Raw genomic sequence first — 21,017 nt, forward strand, 5'->3', positions numbered from 1 at the left:
TCTAGACTATAATACACTAAAATATCTTGCCTCAGGGTGAGAAAATACCATAGCCGTTACGGACGCTTCTGGCTCCATCATGAATCCTTCTGTTAATGAAATACCTATTTCCTCTGGATGAATTAAGCGAAATAGCTTTTCTTGATCTGCAAGTTCTGGACACGCCGGATAACCAAATGACACTCGTATTCCTCTATATTTCGTACGGAAACGTTCTTCCATCGTCAGTTCAGGTGAGTCCGGAATGCCCCAGCGGTCACGAATGAGCATATGTGTTTTTTCAGCAAGTCCTTCCGCTAATTCAAGCGCTAACGATTGAATGGCATGACTACGTAGGTAATCACCTTTCGCCTTCCACTCTTCAGCAATATCCCGAACTCCTTCCCCAACCGTAACAGATAAGAAAGCAACATAGTCCATCTCATCTCCTATTGGGCGCAAATAATCACCTAAAGTACGATAGGGAGCCTTTCCTTGTCTAGGGAATGTGAAACGCTCTATAACACGCGTATGATCTTCTGGATCATATATTACAATGTTTTGTCCGTCGCTTTGCGCTGGGAAAAATTGATACACTGCTTTCGGCTTTAACCAAGATTGTCCTTCCTGCAATAATTCATCTATTAAATCATTTAATTCATGTGCTCTCTTATCTCCCTCTTTCAAAAGCTTCTTCACATTTCCTTTTAATCCAAGGTGATGCCCAAGTAGCATTTGTCTATTCAGAAATGGTGCGAGATGAAGGGCGGGAACATCTCGTAATACAATTCGTTTTGTTGAATCAGGCACCATAACCTCTGATTTTGGTAATGGCTCAATTACTGCTGGAATTTCTACTTTCTTCTCCTCTTTTTTTACGATATGAAGATGACGTTCTTTTTTATCCTGCTTCATCTTCTCACGCTCTTCTTCTTTTTGAAGCTTATTAATAATATCGAGCCCCGTCATCGCATCACTCGCATAACAAACGAGTCCTTTATATGATGGTGAAATCCGATTATCTGTAAACTTTCTCGTTAACGCTGCACCACCTACAACAATGGGCACATCAATATTTGCCGCTTTTAAATCTTCAGCAGTCGTTACCATTTGTTGAGCTGATTTTACTAATAAACCTGAAAGGCCTATAATGTCCGGCTTCTTTTCTTGTACTTCTTGAACAATTCGATCCGAACGTACATTAATTCCTAAATTAATAATCTCATATCCGTTATTCGCTAAAATAATTTCAACGAGATTTTTCCCAATATCATGCACGTCACCTTTTACAGTTGCTAACAATACTTTCCCTTTTTTCGCACTATCACTAGATTCCATATGTGGCTCTAAATAGCTTACAGCGGCTTTCATACTTTCGGCACTTTGCAATACTTCAGCAACAATAAGTTCATTATTATTAAATAGTCGTCCTACCTCGTCCATCCCTGTCATAAGCGGACCGTTAATAATATCAAGAGGTTTTCTTCCTTCTTCAAGTGCAAGACTTAAATCCTCGTGTAATCCTTGTTTTGTACCTTCTACAATATAATTTGCTAGTCTTTCATCAAGCGTTAACGTTTCTTGCACAACGACATCTTTCTTTTTAGCAACTCGGTAAAAGTTTGTAAATTCTTCTAACGTCTCTTTCGTCGTTTCAAACAGTAATGCATCTGCAAGGCGTTTTTCTTCCTCTGGAATCGACGCATAGCGTTCTAATTTTTCCGTATTCACAATCGCGTAATCTAATCCTGCTTTCGTAGCATGATATAAAAAAACTGAATTTAATACTTCACGTCCAGCCGGTGGTAAACCAAATGATATGTTACTTACACCTAAAATCGTTAAACACTCTGGTAACGCTTCTTTAATAAGGCGAATTCCTTCTATAGTCGCTGCCGCTGAGCCAATATATTCTTCATCACCTGTCCCTACTGGAAACACAAGTGCATCAAAAATAATATCTGACGGGCGTATCCCATACTTCTTTGTAAGTAATTCATAGCTTCTTTTCGCAATTTCTATCTTTCGTTCCGCACTAACCGCCATACCGTCTTCATCAATTGTTCCTACAACTATAGCGGCACCATACTTTTGAAGAAGCGGTGTCACTTTTTTAAATCGTTCTTCTCCATCTTCTAAATTAATTGAATTAATAACAGCTTTTCCTTGAATATAAGTAAGAGCTCGCTCCATCACATTTTCATCTGTTGAATCAATCATAATCGGTACTTTTAAAACTTTCGTAACTTCTGCTAAGAAGTTTTCCATATCTTCTATTTCATCGCGATCAGGATCTGCCATACAAATGTCAATAATATGAGCATTTTTCTTCACTTGCGCTCTTGCCACTTCAGCAGCCTCTTCAAATTTCCCTTCTGCTACTAAGCGTTTAAATTTACGTGACCCAATAACATTCGTTCTTTCACCTACAAATAACGGTCTCATAGACTCATCATATTGCAGTGCTTCTAATCCACTAATTCCATGTCCTTCTCTCTCATGATGGTCACGAGGCCTAAGAGATGCTAGCGCGGATTTCATTGCTTTTATATGTTCTGGTGTCGTGCCACAACAACCACCAATAATATTAACCCATCCTTCTTCAGCAAATCGCTTCACCTTTTCAGCAAGAGAAGATGGAGATTCATGGTAATGTCCATCTTCATCAGGAAGACCTGCATTTGGATAACAAGAAATGTAACACTCCGATAAATCAGATAGTGAACGAATATGGTCCCTCATAAACTCCGGACCAGTCGCACAGTTTAACCCAACAGATAATGGTTTCATATGTTCTACTGATAAATAAAAAGCTTCAATTGTTTGCCCAGCCAGAGTCGTTCCCATTGGCTCAATCGTTCCTGAAATCATAATAGGAACCGTTTTTTTCAGTTCTTCAAAAGCGGCTTGAATTCCAATATAAGCTGCTTTCACGTTACGCATATCTTGACTCGTCTCAACGAGTAATACATCAACTGCTCCTTTTAATAATCCTCGTGCCTGCCTTGTATAAGCCTCAATCAATTCTTCAAAAGTCACACCACCTGTAACACTAATTGCTTTCGTTGTTGGTCCCATCGCTCCCGCAACATATACTTCCTTCCCGCTTTCTTTAACAGCTTGCTTCGCCAAAAGTGCTGCCTTTTCATTTAGTTCTTCATCTAAATGAGACAGATCATAATCACTTAGTACAATATTCGTTGCCCCAAATGTATTTGTTTCAATAATATCCGCTCCAGCTTCAATATAAGCTTTATGAATCTTTAAAATAACGTCTGGTCTTGTTTCCACTAAATATTCATTACAGCCCTCGTACTCTTCTCCTCCGAAATCTTCAGCAGTTAAATCCTCTTGCTGAATCATTGTCCCCATCGCACCATCTAATATTAAAATGCTATTTTTTAATTTTTCTTCTATACACTTCATCAATTAATACCTTCTTTCACTTCTTGCTTTTCTCTTACATATTTAACAAGATGTTCTGTAATTTCATACTTTAAAAATGGTGTAATAAGATAAATACCATTAAAATATTTCATCGCTGCGTCGACCAATTCTTGTGAAATGCGGATCCCTTCCTCAATTGCTGCCTCTTTCGTTTCATGTCCATCCATTCTCTCTCTTATTTCTTCAGGAAGAGTAATACCCGGCACCTCAAAATGAAGAAAATCTGCATTCCGCTTACTTACTAACGGCATAATTCCAATAAAAATAGGTTGTTCCAAATGCTTTGTCGCTTCATACACTTCTTCAATTAACTTGATATCGTAAATTGGCTGAGTTAAAAAATACTCCGCTCCAGCATCTATTTTTCGTTCCATTCGCTTAACCGCTGCTTTTAAGTGCCTCACGTGAGGATTAAATGCGCCGCCTACAGAAAACCTTGTCGCCGGTCCAATTGATTTCCCTAAAATTGAACGTCCATCGTTCATTTCTTTAATCATTTTAATAAGCTCAATAGAGGATAAATCATATACAGAAGTGGCACCGGGAAAATCACCAACGCGCGCTGGATCACCAGTTAAAGCTAACACTTCTTCCATCCCTAACGCCGATAAACCTAACAAATGAGATTGTAGTCCAATGACGTTATGATCTCTACACGTTAAATGCGTCAATACTGGGATATCATGCTTCGTTAATAACGCACCCATCGCCATATTAGAAACACGAGGCGATGCTAATGAATTATCTGCTAGAGTAATAGCATCTGCTCCCGCTCTTTTTAACGCTCTTGCTCCTTCAAAAAAACGCTGTGTATCTAACGTTTTCGGTGGATCTAATTCCACTACAACTGTTGTTTGTTTTTTCGCTTTCTCTGCTAGAGTGACGTGAGCCTTCGAACGTTTCTCATGCGTATGAACGACTTTCGGCCTTTGAATCGTGTCTTTTTCTATTACAGGGGTAATATTCGCAACAGCGCGCTTCATACTTTGAATATGTTCTGGAGTCGTACCACAACAACCACCCAATAACCGAATACCTTGCTCAATAAATCTCGGTGTCATCGCTTCAAAATAAGCTGGACTTCCCTCATATACGTAACGTCCATCCACATAATTCGGGAGGCCTGCATTTGGGTATGCTGATAAATAGCCATTTTGAGGAATCGATATCATTTTGAAAGCTTCCGTCATATGAAGCGGCCCTAGTTGACAATTCAATCCAACAACATTTGCACCGTAATCTATAAGTTGCTTTAATATTTCATTGACATCATTTCCATTTTGAGTCGTACCTGCTTCATGTAACGCTAATTGCGCAACAATTGGAATATTCGTTTGCTTACGCAATACTTTAACGGCATGAAGTAATTCAAATTCATCGTAAAAAGTTTCTAATAGTAATCCATCAACCTGTTCTTCTAGTAAAGCCCCTGCCTGTTCAAGTAACATAAACTCTCTTTCCATATCAGTCGTTGTAACAGCTCCGATATGTTTCATACCACCAATTGTTCCTAAAATTGCATTTTTATCTGTCACAGATGCTTTCGCTAGTTTTACTGCCGCTCTATTAATTTCTGTAACTTGATTTTCTAAACCATACATACGTAATTTCGCCTCATTTGCTCCATACGTATTCGTTTGAATTACATCTGCTCCAGCAGCTACATATTGTTTATGAATCGATATAATTAAGTCTGGATCAGATACATTCAATTCTTCAAAGCTACTTTGCAAACCATGTGAATGCAATAACGTCCCAACCGCACCATCACCTATTACAATTCCTTTTGATAATAAATCTAGTAATTTCACGACTCTCCCTCATTTCTATCAATATAAAAACCCCCTCTTCACTTTGAAGAGGGGGACATAATCGTTCCTCCTCTTATTATGCAAAACATTCGTTTTGCAGGTATTAGCACCGTTTCAAACATTTCGTTTGAAGGTTGCCGGGTTTCACAGGGCCTTTCCCTCCACCGCTCTCAATAAGAGTTGTCTTTATTATTTTATTTATGTAGCTAAAAGGAAATGCGTTCCCCTTTTAACAATGTTTGTTAATTTTTTGTAACTACTCAGCCACCTTTCGGTGTCTTTTTTAAATTTTACTAGTTTCATATGCCTCCCATTTGTAAATACTGAGTATATCAAACAGGGGAGGTGAATCTTATGGTCGATCGAAAAATTATTTTAGATACATATAAAAAAGGACCTGAAGCTGTTATTTCTTTATTTGAAGAAACATTTTCTAAGTTAGAAAAACGTATACAAGAACTAGAAAATGCTTCAAAAAAAAACTCCAAAAATAGTCATAAGCCACCTTCTACAGATGGTTTGGGTAAGCCCGTTACAAAAAGTTTGCGCAAACCGTCTCATCGTCAAACGGGTGGCCAGTTGGGCCACAAGGGACATACTCTTGGTTTGACAGCGACTCCAGATCATACGATTACACATTCTCCTACATATTGTACTTGTTGTCATACTTCCTTGAACCACGAGCCTGTAAAAGGGTATCGCATTCGCCAAGTGTATGACTTACCACCTATTCAGATCGAAGTGACAGAACATAAAGTAGAACAGAAAGAATGCCCACATTGCCATTCTATCCAAGAAGCCCAATTTCCTTCGACAGTATCTCGTCCTGTTCAATATGGTCCAAATATAAAAAGACTGATTCCCTATTTAACGCATTATCAATGCATTTCTTTGAAGCGAACAAAAGAATTCTTTCAGGATTGTTTTGGACATTCTATAAGCGAAGGAACCCTGGTAAATCATACACAGGCTTTCGCTTCTCAATTGCAGCCATTCATAAAAGAAGTAAAGGAAAAGATTCTGCAGTCTCCTGTTGTCCATTTTGATGAAACTGGTATGCGTGTAGAAAACAAAACACAATGGTTACATACTGCCAGTACACCGGAGGTGACATTGCAACATATTCATCAAAAACGTGGAAAAGAAGCAATGGATGCTGGAGAAATCTTGCCATCTTTTTCTGGAATTGCGATGCATGATGGTTGGAAATCGTATGATGCGTATACAGATTGTCGTCACGTTTTATGTAATGCCCATCTCTTACGAGATTTACAAGGAATTATAGATAGTACTGGAGAACAATGGGCACAACAGATGCAGAAATTTCTAACGCAAGCGTTGACGATGAAAAAGCAATCCGAAGGTACCATGCCAAAAGCGACGCAAAAGAATCTGTTTATTATGTATCAATCCATATTGAAAGAACAACAGATTCTTTCCACGAAACAAAAGAAGAAAGGAAAGCAGACGCCTTCTCAAAATTTATGGAATCGCTTCGTCAAGTATTCTGACAGAATTCTAGCGTTTTTAGAACATCCAGCCATTCCATTTGATAACAATCAAGCAGAACGGGATATTCGGATGACGAAAGTAAAACAGAAAGTGTCTGGGACTTTCCGAAGTAAGAAAGGCGCAGAATCTTTTTGTCAGATACGAAGCTTTATGAGTACCATGAAAAAACAAAAACAATCGGTCTTACAAGCGATAAACCAAGTCATAGAAACTAGAACGGTTCCTTGGAATAACACGACTTCATAAGAGAATTTCTCTATTTGGCATAGATTCTTTCTCTGATTGGAGTATTTTCTTTTCATGTTTTCGAATCGGAAACATGTATTTGGCCTGTTTTTTTATTTGAAGAAGCTGAGTAGTTACAATTTTTTAATAAATTTAGCATGCACAAAAGTAAAAGTCAATGACACTTGCGGAAAAATAAAAATTATTTAAAATAAAGTTGCAATTCAGTTATATTTTATTGTAAAGTTAAAAACATAATAAAAATTTCATACGAACATTCTTATCTAGAGAGGTAGAGGGACTGGCCCTGTGACGCCTCAGCAACCATTAACATTTTGTTAATAAGGTGCTAATTCCAGCAAATTGTGAAAGATTTGACAGATGAGAAGAAGACTCTATTCAAACCGAAAGCCTTCTTCTTAGAAGGCTTTTTTTATTTTATATTCACTTAATGTTTCAATTTAAAAAGGAGGAATTTTCATATGTCAACAATCGAAACAAAACTAGCACAAATCGGAAATCGCAGTGAAACTACAACCGGAACGGTTAATCCACCAGTTTATTTCTCAACCGCTTATCGTCACGAAGGAATTGGTAAATCTACTGGCTTTGACTATTCACGAACTGGCAATCCAACTCGAGGTCTTTTAGAACAGGCGATCGCAGACTTAGAATATGGCGAACAAGGTTATGCCTGTAGTTCAGGGATGGCGGCTGTTCTCCTCGTCCTTTCTCTATTCCGCTCTGGAGACGAACTTATTGTATCTGAAGATTTATACGGGGGAACGTATCGATTATTTTCTGAGCATGAAAAAAAGTGGAATGTTCGATGTAGATACGTAAATACACAGTCTATTAAACAAATTGAGCAAGCTATCACAACTGAAACGAAGGCTATTTTCATAGAAACTCCAACTAATCCATTAATGCAAGTTACTGATATTGCTGCTGTCGCAACTGTAGCGAAAAGGAACGGACTACTCCTTATTGTAGACAACACTTTCTACACACCTTATATACAGCAACCATTAACAGAAGGTGCTGACATTGTACTTCATAGCGCAACGAAATATTTAGGGGGACATAACGATGTACTAAGCGGGCTTGTTATTGCAAAAGGAAAGGAACTTTGCGAGGAAATCGCTCATTATCATAATGCATCAGGTGCAGTTTTAAGCCCATTTGACTCATGGTTATTAATTCGCGGTATGAAAACGTTAGCGCTTCGCATGAGGCAACATGAAGAAAATGCGAAAGCAGTTGTTGCGTATTTAAATGATGAAGACGGGGTGACAGATGTATTTTATCCAGGAAGAGGTGGCATGATCTCATTCCGCCTTAAAGATGAAGCTTGGATTAATCCATTCTTACAATCTTTATCCTTAATTACATTTGCCGAAAGTCTTGGTGGTGTAGAAAGTTTAATGACTTATCCAGCAACGCAAACACATGCTGATATTCCTGAAGAAATTAGAACAGCAAACGGCGTATGCAATCGTCTTCTTCGATTCTCAGTTGGCATTGAAAATAGTAACAATTTAATTCAAGACTTAAAGCAAGCAATTAAACTCGTAAAAGAAGGTGTAAGAATATGAGCTATTCTATAGATACACTCTTACTACACAACCAATATAAACACGACTCGCAAACAGGCGCTGTGAACGTTCCTATTTATAACACATCAACTTTTCACCAGTTTGATGTAGATACGTTCGGAAAATATGACTATAGCAGGTCAGGAAACCCAACTCGTGAAGCTCTTGAAGATATCATTGCTTTATTAGAAGGCGGAACAAAAGGATTCGCCTTTGCATCAGGCATTGCAGCGATTTCCACTGCATTCCTCCTTCTTTCACAAGGTGATCACGTACTCATTTCAGAAGATGTGTACGGAGGCACTTACCGAGTGATAACTGAGGTACTCTCCCGTTACGGTGTTTCACATACATTTGTTGATATGACCAATTTAGAAGAAATAAAACAAAACATTAAACCAAATACAAAGCTCTTTTATGTAGAAACACCTTCTAACCCACTTTTAAAAGTGACAGATATTCGCGAGGTTTCTAAACTCGCAAAATCTATTGGGGCTCTTACTTTTGTTGATAATACATTTTTGACACCACTATTCCAAAAACCACTTGAACTTGGAGCTGATGTCGTTCTTCATAGTGCTACAAAATTTATTGCTGGTCATAGTGATGTTACTGCCGGATTAGCAGTAGTAAAAGATTCAGAACTCGCTCAAAAGCTTGGATTTTTACAAAATGCATTCGGTGCTATTTTAGGACCTCAAGATTGTTCTCTCGTACTTCGCGGTCTAAAAACATTGCATGTACGCCTCGAACATTCAGCTAAAAATGCCAATAAAATCGCACATTATTTACAAGAGCACTCTAAAGTAAAAAATGTCTATTATCCGGGATTACAAACTCATCTCGGATTTGATATTCAACAATCTCAAGCAACATCAGCTGGAGCGGTCTTATCGTTTACTTTGCAGTCAGAAGATGCACTCCGCAAATTTTTATCAAAAGTAAAATTGCCTGTTTTTGCAGTTAGTTTAGGAGCTGTAGAGTCAATTCTTTCTTATCCAGCAAAAATGTCACATGCAGCACTGTCGCAAGAAGCTCGTGATAAAAGAGGAATCTCTAATTCATTACTTCGGTTATCAGTCGGTCTTGAAAATGTTAACGATTTAATATCCGATTTTGAAAATGCCCTTTCTTATGTAGAAGAACCTGTAAATGCATAGAGAAAAAGAAGATATGAGATTAGGTTTTCATATCTTCTTTTTATGCGGTTTAGCTATATTCATTTGAATTTCTTCTTTTCTTATAGTCCATAAAAAATAAAAGTATATCATCTATTTCTAAATAATGGATTAATTGATATATTAAGAAATAAAAAGGGGTGAAAATAATGGATACTTGTGCAGATATTTTAATCGTTATCGATTTACAAAATGGCGTATGTTATAGCGAGGAGCATTTATTTGATTTACAGAACTTACTAAAAAAAGTAAATAAAAGAATTTATTCATATAGAAAATTAAATAAACCAATCCTTTTTGTTCAACATTGTGATGATGATTTAGTACCCGAGAAAGAACTTTGGGCTATTCATACCGATCTAGATGTTCAAGAACAAGATTTTTTTGTAAGAAAAACACATGCAAATTCATTTTATAAAACAAACTTAAAAGAAATTTTAGATCAATTATCTGTAAATCGCATTGAATTTTGTGGCGCCCAAACAGAGTACTGTATGGATGCAACGATTAAGTTTGCCCACGGACTAGGATACGAAAACTTTATGGGACAGAAAACAACCTCTACGTTGAATAATCCTTTTATGTCCGCAAAAGAGACAATTGATTTTTATGAGAACATATGGAATCACAGATTTTTAACGTTGCTAAAAGATGAATTTTAGAATAAATGACTAATGACTTGATCATCCTAAGATTTATCAGCCGTAATCAAATATTTCATTATCACCATAAAGAAGCGAATGACATTCAGCTTCTTTTCTTTTAACCTGTTTTATATTCTATATATATCATTATAATTCCTTTGTCATATTATTTTAAAAATTTCGTATATTCATTTGAAAGAATAAGAAAATCATGATAAAATTGTGTTACAAATATATCTATATCTTTCAATTTTTAAAACGCATCGAAATTTTCACCCAAAAATGTCATTTTACAAAAACATGCTAATTTACCTATTTTATTTACATCCGGGTCTCTTTTCTTACAATTTCTTTACTTTAGGACTTTTTTTCTGCAACAACTATTTTCTTTTCTTTAAATTTTTGGTATGTATAGTATGGTATAATAGCTCACACGGAGGTGGAAAAGAACATGTTAGAAACCTTTCAAAAAGAATTAGAACTATATGAAAGTAATGCAGAATTATTAAAAGTGCTAGCTCATCCTGTTCGTTTATGTATCGTAAAAGGATTAATCGAGCGCGGTCCAAGCAACGTTTCTACAATGTATACTGGCTTAAACATGCCACAATCTACAATTTCACAGCATTTAGCAAAATTAAAAAGCGCTAAAATCGTTTCTAGTGAAAGAAAAGGATTGGAAATTTATTACAAAGTAGAGAATGAAACAATCATTCAACTCGTTCGTGTATTATTAGGTTAGGGACTAATAATCGCAGAAAAAGAACGTATTCTATATTTTTTATCTCATATCTTTAATATAAATATATATCATGAGAGGAAATATATAATACTACATAAGTCGTATTAAAAAACAAGACACAGTATATACTGTGTCTTGTTTTTTATATTGTTACATACTGATCCAAATGTAAATGTTGCATATCTTTTGTATGTATAACAACATCAAACGAACTCCCTACTCCTCCATTTAAAATCATAGAACGAACTGCTCGATTTTGTTTTTGCGTTTCAGAAAAAGGATTCGTATCTTGATGGCTCGTAAGCTGTTCTAATATCCCTGCAGCTAACAAGAACTCAGATTGTTTCTTATGCCATACTGCACTCATTCCTTGCATACTAAAGATCTCCTTTAGCTCGTCCCAATGAACATGAGTAGTAAGATCCATTTCACCTGGATGCGCTAGTGGGTTACGCATTAGCTTATGCTGATAATATCCTCGCAAACTTCCTTCGCGGTGTGCTGGATGCATCCATTCTTCTTTTGTGTATCCGTAATCAACTGTAATACATATACCTTTTTGAAACCATTTCGAAATTTCTTTTATATACTCCTCCATAACAATTGGTACTTCAAAACGTTGCCCTTCAGCAATATAAATATTATATTTCAATAAATAGCGACCAATTCTTTTATTTAACGGCCTACATACTTCTGAAAGGTTTCCTTCCTCTGTATATGTAATACGTACTTCATACAATATACCATTTCTTTTCTCAATTACTTCAACAGGAAATGCATCAAACAACTCATTCGAAAAAAGAATTCCCTCGAAAGAATCTCCCATTTCACTATAGGAGGTATAGTACGATACATTAGAAAATGAGCCAAGTTGCTCCTGCTGTAATTTCCTATGAAAAGGGCTCACTTCAATCATTGAATAGTTTAAATTAATAAAGGTGTTTGGAGATAATTGCTTCCATTCTTGTAAAACATCATAGGCAAACTTCCCTGTTCCCCCACCAACCTCACAAATATTCGAAGCAACTTCACCATTTTCAACAAGACGAATAAAAAGTTTAGCAAAAGTTTTTGCAAAAACAGAGGATACATTGCTACTTGTAAAAAAATCCCCTTGTCTTCCAATCTTTTCACGTTCTTTCATATAATATCCATGACCCTCCGTATACAATACAAGGTTCATATACGTACTATATGAAATTGAATAATCCTTTTCTTTCCCCATCCATTCTCTTAAAATGAGCTCCATTCCCATAATAACTCCTTATTGTAAAAACGGATTATTTTCTTTTTCAAAGCCAATGCTTGTTTCTGGACCATGTCCACATAACACCGCTGTTTCATCTGGTAATACAAATAATTTCTCTTCAATACTTCCAATTAATTCAGCAAAACTTCCACCAGGCAAATCTGTTCTTCCAATGCTCATTTGGAACAATACATCTCCTGAGAATACAGCATTCGCTTCTTTACTATAATAAGAAATACTTCCTGGAGAATGTCCTGGTGTCTCAAAAACTTCAAAATTAAATGATCCAATTGTTAATGTACCTTCTGCATCAATAATATGATCCGCTGGTTTTGCTGTAATACTGCGGTTCATCATAAAAATTTGAGAGCCGTTTACAGTTGCATCTCCTAACCAATCTGCTTCTTCTTTATGTACGTACACAGGAATATAAAAAGCGTCTCTTACGGCATCAACAGCACCGATATGATCAAAGTGAGCATGTGTTAATAAAACAGCCAATGGTTTTAATTGTTCTTCTTGTAAATATGTAACGAGCTTTTCACCTTCATGACCAGGGTCAAAGATAATGCACTCTTTTTGATCGTTCATTAAAATATAAGCATTTGTTTGTAATGGGCCTAACGGCATTTGTATCCATTTCATATAAAAATCTCCTCCAGTTATTAAAAACTTACTTTTAATGATACAACATTTCTTTCTCTGAGGAAAAGAAAGGATGCTATCTCGACAATCATTTTTAAAACATGTACAATATAAAAGAGTAAATATTCCAAAAACTCATAATAAGAAATGGGTAGACAGAGGAGGATATTGTATGGGCCTTGTTATTATTTTTACACTTGTCACTCTGTTAGCTGTATTTGCTACGCTTAGAACACTTCGTGAAAAAAACTTTTTCGCGAGCGGCTTTGCAATTGCAACTGTACTCGTTTTCGGATGGTTTACGATCATGACTGTTCTATATAACGGGTATCCACCAGCAGCTTAATTCGTTTACACTTTATTCTTCATCGAGATTTTACACAAAAAGAGGAAGGGTTCCCCCTTCCTCTTTTCATATTTCACAACTTATATCATCTTCGCTTCGTATTTGTGCTTTTTTACAAGCCAAGCTCCTCCGATAACACCTGCATCATTACCAAGTGTTGCAATAGCTAACTTCGTGCTCTTTACAGCACGTGAGAAAGCGTATTGCTCGAAATAGCGTTGAATTGGTTCTAATAGCGCATCTCCAGCTTTAGACACGCCTCCACCAATAACAATTTTCTCTGGGTTCAATGTACTAGAAAGGTTCGCTACAGCTAATCCTAAATAAGAAGCTACTTTTTCTACTACTTCACCTGCTAATTCATCACCTTGTCCAAGTGCTTCAAAGACATCTTTTGATGTAATACGTCCTTCTTCAGCTAACATAGAACGCAACACGCTCTCTTTATTAGTCTCTTGTATTTTTTGCATAGCAACACGTACAATACCTGTCGCAGATGCTACTGTTTCTAAGCAACCAGACTTCCCGCAATTACATGGGAAAGCATTTTCTGTAACGACTGTAATATGTCCAATCTCACCAGCAGCACCACTCACGCCGTGTACAATCTCACCATTGGCGATTACACCACCACCAACGCCCGTACCAAGTGTCATACAGATTAAATCTTTTGCACCTTCACCAGCACCTTTCCACATTTCACCAAGCGCTGCTAAGTTCGCATCATTATCAATAACAACAGGTAATCCTGTTTCTACTTCTAATAAATCTTTTAGCGGATAGTTTTTCCATCCTAAATTAACCGCTTCATAAATCATTCCAGACGCCACATGTACAGGACCAGGAGCTCCCATACCAATACCAATTAATTTGCTCTTCAATTCGCCTAATTCTTCTAGCTTTTTATCAATTGCTTTCGCAACATCAAGTGTAATATGTTTTCCTTGCTCACCTGTATTCGTAGGGATTTCCCACTTATGTAAAATTTCACCGTATACATTAATAAATGCTAATTTAATCGTTGTACCACCAAGGTCAACACCAACTAACCATTTCTCTTCCATGTTGCTTACCTACCTTTATCTAATTCTTATTTAGCTCTTTTTGAATTTCTTGCTTCAATAAAAATAAAGCTGTTTGATAGTCTTGTGGATCGATTAGCTGTGATTGATTTAATTCACGCAATTCATCTTGCATTAATTGTAAATCTGCAATTCGATCTCCCGTATAAATAATCGTACCAAATTTCTTTAGCAATTGCTGAATATCATAAATAGATACCATTTCATCACCCTCTATGCTCACTTACTATAAAAAATTATAATAAGAAAACGTTCACATATTTTATTATAATCAAGAAGAAAAAGTCTCGTCAATTTTTATTTGTCTATACAAGCTTATTTATAAGCAGTGTTCCTTTTTCTGTAATAATTTTTTCTATGTTTTTATCAAATGGCTCTACTGGAATGTGTTTTACCATTTGAAAATCATACGCTAATGACAGCGTTTTCCCTTTATAATGCACGAGATAACGATCATAATAGCCACCGCCGTACCCAATTCGCTCTCCTCGTTCTGTATAAGCTACGCCTGGGACAATTTGAAGATCAATTTCATCCATATTCACTTCTTCCGTAAGCCCGGGAATCGGTTCACGTAAATTCATATACACCGTTTCTAATTGATCAAAATCATTAATTTGCCGGAAGGACATCGTTCTAGTTCCTTTATTACACTTAGGAACTACAACTTTCTTTCCTTCTTCCCAAGCTTTTTCGATAATAGGATATGTATTCACTTCATTTTCCATTGAAAGAGTAATTCCAATTGTTTTAGCTTCAACCCACTCTTTTTGCGCATACAACGAAAATGCAATCTGTTCTGATAAAGTTGTATACTGTTCTTCTGATAAAGAATTCATGTGTTCTATTATTTGTTTACGTAAACGTACTTTCTCTGCTTTCACACATTCTCCCCCTTACAGTGACACTTTACTCTATGCTGATAGTGTATCACTTTTAACATAGGAATCGAATAAAAAAAGAAACAGTAGGAAAATATTCCTACTGCTTACTTTGTTTCACGGTGTAACGTAGACTTCTTGTCACGCTTGCAATACTTTTTAAGCTCGATACGCTCAGCGTTGTTACGTTTATTTTTCTTTGAGATATAGTTACGATCTCCGCATTCTGTACATGCTAGAGTAATATTCACACGCATTCTTATTTCCCTCCAGTACTAATAACTTAAATCAGACTATACTATAATACCACTTTTAAAATAAAAATTCTACACCTTTTGATATTGTCTAATTTTTTCTATAAGATTTTTCATATTTTCCCTTGCTATTACTGGGTTTCTAGCATGTGAATACACCAAAAATTTTGGTTGTTTTGTGTCAGAAACGATATAAGACCACTCTTTTTCAGTATATTTGAACTGTACTCCTTCAAATATACCTTCTCCCTTCCTTTCTATATCATCCAATAATTTCCTCATAATTTCCCCTTTTTCATTCCATGAACATACCACTTCATCATAAAGTAAATAGAGCGGAGGTGATTGCTCTACTATGCTGAGAAACGTTTTTCCTTGCAATGCTATTAGCTCGAATAATTTTCCAATCCGATATAAAATATCTCGCTTCCACCTTACTTGAAACGACTTTCTTTCATCCTGCGTATAAAATAGAAGATAACATTCTCCTAACTTCAAAGACATTGGGTAAATATTTCCTGTCGATTCGAGTAAGAAATCTGGAATATCGACCTCTTCCAAATCTGTACCTTGGTAAATATTACTATGTTTATCGTATAACTCGAAATGATTTCCTTGCTCAGAAAACATAAGAGCCATATTCGCTTTACTTGATTTCATCAAAGCTTTCACATGATCTTTTTGTTCGCTTGCATAAATCCATGTAACTGTACAACCAAGTCTTTGTAGAAAGAGCATAAGTAAATGTTGCAACGTATCATTTCTCTTATTAATAAGAAGATGAAACTTCTGCATCTGTATTTTCTCGATATCAATATGCCCCAATATAACTTCTATATACTCATTCATAGAAACATGAACCAGCTTATTTCGCCCCATCTCTTTCTCATGCACGTAATAAAACAATTCGGACATATATACTTGTTCTATCTCTTTTTGCTGCTTATACGTTAACGGCATGCCAGCTTGACCATACAACTTTATAACAATCTCATTCTCATTCTCCACTTGAATGAAAACCCCACCTGCACATTGCAAATGATGAACACTATATTGAAAAAGTGACTCGTTCATTTCTTTACATTCCATCGTATGAATCCCTATACCATGAATAGCATGTAAAAATAAATTTTTATAAGAGGTTGTTTCTATATTTTCTTGACTTCCAATTAATATACTTTCTCCTTTTTTAAAAAGAGAACCATACGCCATCGCAATCTTCACGATAAACTGGGGAGTAATTTCAACATTCCCTCTTCCTACAATGCGGCTTTTTTGTAACCACCCTGCACTCATTTCACTTTCTTGAATACCAGCCGCTCCTACTATCGAATGACTATCAATCGCCTTATAAGGCCATAGTTTTCCTTTTTGCTTAATTACCGTACTTCTTCCGATGTGACAGTGATCCGCTACAACACTTTTTTGAAACAGTGTAACATCATCTTCAACTATTGTACGCTCTCCTATTGTCGTTTCTAATAGTTCACAATACTTCCCAATGTGGGCATTTGCAAAAACAATACTTTTTTGAAGATGAGAATAATTTGAAACGATACTATTTTTCCCAATAATAGAATATGGCTCAATTACAGCTCCTGTACCAATCTTTGCTCCTTCTCCAATAAAAGAGGGGCCATGAATTTTCGTCCCTTTACCAATCGTCACCCCTTCTCCCATCCATACCATCGGTAATACTTCTGTATAAGGAATAGGTACTTGTAACTTTTTCGTTAACAAATCAAATTGTGCTTGTCGATATTGATTAAATGTGCCGATATCTAACCAATAACCTTCTGACAAATATGCGAATAACACATTTTTGTTTGCCAATAACGGAAACACATCATGACTGAAATCAAAAAATTGCCTAGGCGGTATGTAAGAAAAGATTTCTGGCTCCATAATATATATGCCTGTATTCACAACATTAGATACTACCTCATTCCAGCCCGGCTTTTCTATATATCGTGTAACCTCCTGGTCTTTATTCATTACAACCAATCCAAATGAGAGTGGATTTTCTACTTCTTTCACAAACATTGTTACCATTCTTTTCTTTTGTTCATGAAACCTAATTCCTTCTGATAATTGAAAGTCAGTTAATGCATCCCCGCTTATCACAACAAATGTTTCATCTAAAAATTGTTCTGCTTGTTTAATACTCCCTGCTGTGCCAAGCGGAGGAGAGTCTTCAAAATAATACAAGTTAACTCCCCATTTACTACCGTCACCAAAATATTGCTTAATGGTCGTACTCATATATTGAACAGTAATTGCAATTTCACGAATACCATGCTGGCGTAATAACTCAATATTATATTCTAAAACTGGTTTTTCTAATAATGGTAACATCGGCTTTGGAGTATTACATGTTAATGGTCTAAGGCGCCTTCCTTTTCCTCCAGCTAAAATAACCCCCTTCATATACTTCAGCCTCCACTTATATAATGTTCAGTAACTCCATATACCATATGTATATTCCCTATCCCACATGAACTAGCAGCATAAACTTGATTAGTTAAACACATCCTCATTTAGAAGACTATATAATTAAATTTCTAACCTATAAAAAAGTACATTTCAAACAACAAGAAAGCGCTTACTATAAATTGGTAAATAATACTTATTAACGACAAACATATATACTAATTTTTCCATTACATTATGATACATCTTATCATCATAAACTAAAGGAAACAACGAGCTTTTTTTGTCATGTTTTGACTAAAAAAAGCAGGTGATTTCTCATCACCTACTTTCATTCCTACTCATTCAATAAATAATGCTTTCCTTTTACTAAATAAAAGACATTTTCAGCAATATTTGTAATATGATCTGCTACACGCTCAATATATCTCGCGACAAATGATAATTGTGTAATTTGCGTAATTGCTTCTGGTCGTTCCGGAACTGAAGATATAAACTCACGAATTGCTTTTCCATATATTTCATCAACGGAATCATCCATTTCAGCAATTTGTTTCGCAAAAGTTAAATTTTCTTGTTCATATGCTTCTAACGCTAAATGCAACATCTCATTTGCAACCGCAAACATTTCATCTAGGTTGTGCAAACTAACAGCCACTTCTTTTTCCCCAAGACGAATTGTAGCCTTTGCAATATTAACAGCATGATCTGCAATGCGCTCTAAATCTGTCGCTGTTTTAATTGAAATAAAAATCCTTCTTAAGTCACTTGCTACAGGTTGCTGCTTCGTAATGAGCATAAGCGCAAGATCGTTTATTTCCTCTTCTAAATTATCCATGCGGTAATCACCATCAATGACCTCTAACGCTTTCTCTACATCTCTTGTATGCAGACCTTCCATAGCAATCAATAAAGCCGCATTTGCTAATTCTCCAAGCTCAATCACCTTTTGCTGTAACGCTTTTAAATCACCTTGAAACTGTTCTCTTACCATTTTTCTTCCCCCTCAATATTATGTGCCATTATATAAAAGTGAAACTTTAATCAACCCTCATCAATCGGGATTTGATAGGCAGCAAGATCCCCTCCCTAACTTCTTTGCTTTCGCTAAATTTTAAGGTGGGGGTCTTACTGCCCGCAAATAGCGGGGTAAATCTCCTACATAGCCTCTTACGCTTGTAATAAAACTTAAGATAAGGAGAAGTATTACTTCTTTATTAACAGTAAGATAAAATAAGAAATGCCCTCTGTTAAGAGGGCATTTGCTCTTAGCTTTGAAACGATATCAACCAAAGCGACCTGTAATATAATCTTCTGTACGCTTATCTGAAGGAGTCGTAAATAATTTGTTTGTATCTGTATACTCCACAACTTCCCCGCTTAAGAAGAAAGCTGTTTTGTCTGAAATACGCGCTGCTTGTTGCATATTATGCGTTACGATAACAATACTAAAATCTTTCTTTAGCTCTTGAATTAATTCTTCTACTTTTAATGTTGAAATTGGGTCTAATGCCGATGTTGGCTCATCCATTAAAATAACGTCTGGCTCAATAGCTAAGCAGCGTGCGATGCATAGACGCTGTTGCTGTCCACCAGATAAACCGTATGCATTATCGTGCAAACGATCTTTTAACTCATCCCAAATCGCTGCTCCACGTAAACTTTTTTCAACAATTTCATCTAATGTCTTTTTGTCACGAATACCATGGATTTTTGGACCGTATGTTACATTCTCATAAATAGATTTTGGAAATGGATTTGGCTTTTGGAACACCATTCCTACATGCGTTCTTAATTCTTCAACTGGATATGATTTATCAAATATATTGCGTTCTCTATACTCAATTACACCTGTAGTTCGAACGATCGGTACTAACTCTACCATGCGATTTAATGTTTTTAAGTAAGTTGATTTACCACAGCCACTTGGACCGATAATGGCTGTAACTTCATTCTCATGAATACTTAAATTAATATCTTTTAAAGCATGGTCTTCCCCGTACCATAAATTTAAATTTTTCGTATCAAATACTACCTTCTTTGGCGCAGTCTCGATTTTCTCTTCGTTTTTCACCTGTACATTTACTACTGTTGCTACCATTTGAATTCCCCTTTCATCCACTTCCAACTTATTTTCGATTTCGTAACCATAAAACAAATATATTGATAAATAGCAACAAACCTAACAAAACAATCATCCCAGCTGCTGCTACATACTGAAATTCTTCTTGTGGCCTACTCATCCAATTAAAAATTTGAATTGGTAGAACTGTAAATCTATCAAACATACTAAATGGAACATAATTTGCAAACGCAAGTGCCCCAATAACTAATAGTGGTGCAGCCTCTCCAATTGCTCTTGATATCGCTAACGTACAGCCCGTTATAATCCCTGGGAAAGCATATGGCAATACAATTTGATACATCGTTTGCCACTTCGTAGCACCTAATCCGTAAGAACCCTCTAATAAAACACTTGGTACTGATCGAATTGCTTCTTGACTCGCCACAACAACTGTTGGTAAAACGAGTAGACTCATCGTCAATGCTGCTGCAACTATACTCTCTCCTAAATGAAGAGCATATACAAAAATAGTTAAACCAAGCAATCCAAATACAACGGATGGTACTCCTGCCAACGTTTGATTATTAATCTCTATTATTTTTTTAAATAGAGATTCCTTCGCATATTGCTCTAAATAAAGTGCTGTTCCAACTCCAAATATAAAAGAAACAGGTATAACAATACTCATAAATAATATTGTCCCTGACAAAGCTGCAGCAATACCAGCTTCTTTCGGATTACGTGAAGCGAAATTTGTAAAGAAATCTATTGAAAGATAACTTATACCTTTTTCAACAATTTGAAACAGTAACAAAAACAAAATTACGATTGAAAATAAAATTGCTATATAAAATAACAATTTGTAAATTCGATCTTTTAAAAAGCGTGATGCCATATTTTTTTGTATTTTTTTATGATTCAACATTCGCATA

Annotated in this window: 18 protein-coding genes and 2 riboswitches; of the genes, 6 read left to right on the forward strand and 12 right to left on the reverse strand. The window is 36.0% G+C overall.

Translation table 11 applies throughout. From position 1 onward, the window contains the following. Positions 1-6 precede the first annotated feature (6 nt). Both metH and MHH55_RS15370 read right to left on the reverse strand, forming a co-directional pair. A complete protein-coding gene (metH, locus tag MHH55_RS15365; RefSeq protein WP_000649674.1) occupies positions 7-3,405 on the reverse strand; it encodes a methionine synthase in 3,399 nt (1,132 codons plus the stop codon). Continuing rightward, positions 3,405-5,237, reverse strand: a complete 1,833-nt coding sequence (locus MHH55_RS15370; protein ID WP_000770352.1) for a bifunctional homocysteine S-methyltransferase/methylenetetrahydrofolate reductase — start codon at positions 5,235-5,237, stop codon at positions 3,405-3,407. The genes metH and MHH55_RS15370 overlap by 1 nt, the downstream gene beginning before the upstream one ends. Before the next feature lie 70 nt (positions 5,238-5,307). Next, a riboswitch (SAM riboswitch) is annotated at positions 5,308-5,417 on the reverse strand. Positions 5,418-5,591: 174 nt separating this feature from the next. Here MHH55_RS15370 and tnpC point away from each other — a divergent pair. The 5 genes from tnpC (at position 5,592) to MHH55_RS15395 (ending at position 11,133) form a co-directional block, all read left to right on the forward strand. Beyond that, complete coding sequence (tnpC, locus tag MHH55_RS15375; RefSeq protein ID WP_100910632.1) at positions 5,592-6,995, forward strand: IS66 family transposase; 1,404 nt, start codon at positions 5,592-5,594, stop codon at positions 6,993-6,995. A gap of 256 nt (positions 6,996-7,251) precedes the next feature. Next, a riboswitch (SAM riboswitch) is annotated at positions 7,252-7,362 on the forward strand. Between the two features lie 94 nt (positions 7,363-7,456). Continuing rightward, entirely contained in the window at positions 7,457-8,569 is a 1,113-nt protein-coding gene (metI, locus tag MHH55_RS15380; RefSeq protein ID WP_078186301.1) for a cystathionine gamma-synthase/O-acetylhomoserine thiolyase, read from the forward strand. After that, complete coding sequence (gene metC, locus MHH55_RS15385) at positions 8,566-9,729, forward strand: cystathionine beta-lyase (RefSeq protein WP_000122299.1); 1,164 nt, start codon at positions 8,566-8,568, stop codon at positions 9,727-9,729. Before metI ends, metC begins: the two co-directional genes overlap by 4 nt. Before the next feature lie 167 nt (positions 9,730-9,896). Then, positions 9,897-10,409, forward strand: coding sequence for a cysteine hydrolase family protein (locus MHH55_RS15390; RefSeq protein ID WP_000379156.1), 513 nt, complete (start codon positions 9,897-9,899; stop codon positions 10,407-10,409). A gap of 433 nt (positions 10,410-10,842) precedes the next feature. Then, the gene (locus MHH55_RS15395) at positions 10,843-11,133 is read left to right on the forward strand and encodes an ArsR/SmtB family transcription factor (RefSeq protein ID WP_000894377.1); all 291 of its coding nucleotides are present in this window, start codon (positions 10,843-10,845) and stop codon (positions 11,131-11,133) included. Between the two features lie 142 nt (positions 11,134-11,275). Here MHH55_RS15395 and MHH55_RS15400 read toward each other — a convergent pair whose 3' ends face one another. Then, positions 11,276-12,388, reverse strand: a complete 1,113-nt coding sequence (locus tag MHH55_RS15400) for a class I SAM-dependent methyltransferase (RefSeq protein ID WP_000525154.1) — start codon at positions 12,386-12,388, stop codon at positions 11,276-11,278. 9 nt (positions 12,389-12,397) lie between these two features. Continuing rightward, positions 12,398-13,027, reverse strand: coding sequence for an MBL fold metallo-hydrolase (locus MHH55_RS15405; protein ID WP_000871231.1), 630 nt, complete (start codon positions 13,025-13,027; stop codon positions 12,398-12,400). Between the two features lie 172 nt (positions 13,028-13,199). On the opposite strand from MHH55_RS15405, the gene MHH55_RS15410 reads away from it, so the two are divergent. Further along, positions 13,200-13,373: a DUF2759 domain-containing protein gene (locus MHH55_RS15410; RefSeq protein ID WP_000524852.1), complete on the forward strand. Its 174-nt coding sequence runs from the start codon at positions 13,200-13,202 to the stop codon at positions 13,371-13,373. An 80-nt stretch (positions 13,374-13,453) separates the two neighbouring features. Here the strand turns inward: MHH55_RS15410 and glcK are convergent, their stop codons facing one another. The 8 genes from glcK to pstA form a co-directional block, all read right to left on the reverse strand. Further along, positions 13,454-14,437 (reverse strand): glucokinase, encoded by a 984-nt coding sequence (glcK, locus tag MHH55_RS15415; RefSeq protein WP_000391704.1) that lies wholly within the window; start codon positions 14,435-14,437, stop codon positions 13,454-13,456. Between the two features lie 19 nt (positions 14,438-14,456). Further along, positions 14,457-14,657 (reverse strand): YqgQ family protein, encoded by a 201-nt coding sequence (locus MHH55_RS15420; RefSeq protein WP_000253699.1) that lies wholly within the window; start codon positions 14,655-14,657, stop codon positions 14,457-14,459. 103 nt (positions 14,658-14,760) lie between these two features. Further along, positions 14,761-15,339, reverse strand: coding sequence for a 5-formyltetrahydrofolate cyclo-ligase (locus MHH55_RS15425; protein WP_000642749.1), 579 nt, complete (start codon positions 15,337-15,339; stop codon positions 14,761-14,763). A gap of 104 nt (positions 15,340-15,443) precedes the next feature. Then, positions 15,444-15,593 (reverse strand): 50S ribosomal protein L33, encoded by a 150-nt coding sequence (rpmG, locus tag MHH55_RS15430; RefSeq protein WP_001265616.1) that lies wholly within the window; start codon positions 15,591-15,593, stop codon positions 15,444-15,446. Between the two features lie 69 nt (positions 15,594-15,662). Next, on the reverse strand, positions 15,663-18,017 hold the full coding sequence (locus MHH55_RS15435) for a sugar phosphate nucleotidyltransferase (protein WP_000679334.1): 2,355 nt from the start codon (positions 18,015-18,017) through the stop codon (positions 15,663-15,665). Positions 18,018-18,357: 340 nt separating this feature from the next. Further along, positions 18,358-19,014 (reverse strand): phosphate signaling complex protein PhoU, encoded by a 657-nt coding sequence (gene phoU, locus MHH55_RS15440; protein WP_000251242.1) that lies wholly within the window; start codon positions 19,012-19,014, stop codon positions 18,358-18,360. Positions 19,015-19,305: 291 nt separating this feature from the next. After that, positions 19,306-20,121: a phosphate ABC transporter ATP-binding protein gene (gene pstB / locus MHH55_RS15445; RefSeq protein WP_000226686.1), complete on the reverse strand. Its 816-nt coding sequence runs from the start codon at positions 20,119-20,121 to the stop codon at positions 19,306-19,308. A 28-nt stretch (positions 20,122-20,149) separates the two neighbouring features. Continuing rightward, complete coding sequence (gene pstA, locus MHH55_RS15450) at positions 20,150-21,016, reverse strand: phosphate ABC transporter permease PstA (protein ID WP_001242557.1); 867 nt, start codon at positions 21,014-21,016, stop codon at positions 20,150-20,152. Position 21,017 lies beyond the last annotated feature (1 nt).

Origin of the sequence: Bacillus sp. FSL K6-2944 (assembly GCF_038005385.1) — a bacterium.
GTDB classification, from domain to species: domain Bacteria; phylum Bacillota; class Bacilli; order Bacillales; family Bacillaceae_G; genus Bacillus_A; species Bacillus_A cereus.

Bases quoted from the DNA above. Each gene is read 5' to 3' on its own strand.
- pstB (WP_000226686.1), bottom strand. From the start codon at position 20,121: ATGGTAGCAACAGTAGTAAATGTACAGGTGAAAAACGAAGAGAAAATC.
- MHH55_RS15405 (WP_000871231.1), bottom strand. From the start codon at position 13,027: ATGAAATGGATACAAATGCCGTTAGGCCCATTACAAACAAATGCTTAT.
- MHH55_RS15435 (WP_000679334.1), bottom strand. From the start codon at position 18,017: ATGAAGGGGGTTATTTTAGCTGGAGGAAAAGGAAGGCGCCTTAGACCA.
- MHH55_RS15395 (WP_000894377.1), top strand. From the start codon at position 10,843: ATGTTAGAAACCTTTCAAAAAGAATTAGAACTATATGAAAGTAATGCA.
- MHH55_RS15390 (WP_000379156.1), top strand. From the start codon at position 9,897: ATGGATACTTGTGCAGATATTTTAATCGTTATCGATTTACAAAATGGC.
- pstA (WP_001242557.1), bottom strand. From the start codon at position 21,016: ATGCGAATGTTGAATCATAAAAAAATACAAAAAAATATGGCATCACGC.
- metH (WP_000649674.1), bottom strand. From the start codon at position 3,405: ATGAAGTGTATAGAAGAAAAATTAAAAAATAGCATTTTAATATTAGAT.
- rpmG (WP_001265616.1), bottom strand. From the start codon at position 15,593: ATGCGTGTGAATATTACTCTAGCATGTACAGAATGCGGAGATCGTAAC.
- glcK (WP_000391704.1), bottom strand. From the start codon at position 14,437: ATGGAAGAGAAATGGTTAGTTGGTGTTGACCTTGGTGGTACAACGATT.
- tnpC (WP_100910632.1), top strand. From the start codon at position 5,592: ATGGTCGATCGAAAAATTATTTTAGATACATATAAAAAAGGACCTGAA.
- MHH55_RS15410 (WP_000524852.1), top strand. From the start codon at position 13,200: ATGGGCCTTGTTATTATTTTTACACTTGTCACTCTGTTAGCTGTATTT.
- MHH55_RS15420 (WP_000253699.1), bottom strand. From the start codon at position 14,657: ATGGTATCTATTTATGATATTCAGCAATTGCTAAAGAAATTTGGTACG.
- metI (WP_078186301.1), top strand. From the start codon at position 7,457: ATGTCAACAATCGAAACAAAACTAGCACAAATCGGAAATCGCAGTGAA.
- phoU (WP_000251242.1), bottom strand. From the start codon at position 19,014: ATGGTAAGAGAACAGTTTCAAGGTGATTTAAAAGCGTTACAGCAAAAG.
- metC (WP_000122299.1), top strand. From the start codon at position 8,566: ATGAGCTATTCTATAGATACACTCTTACTACACAACCAATATAAACAC.
- MHH55_RS15400 (WP_000525154.1), bottom strand. From the start codon at position 12,388: ATGGGAATGGAGCTCATTTTAAGAGAATGGATGGGGAAAGAAAAGGAT.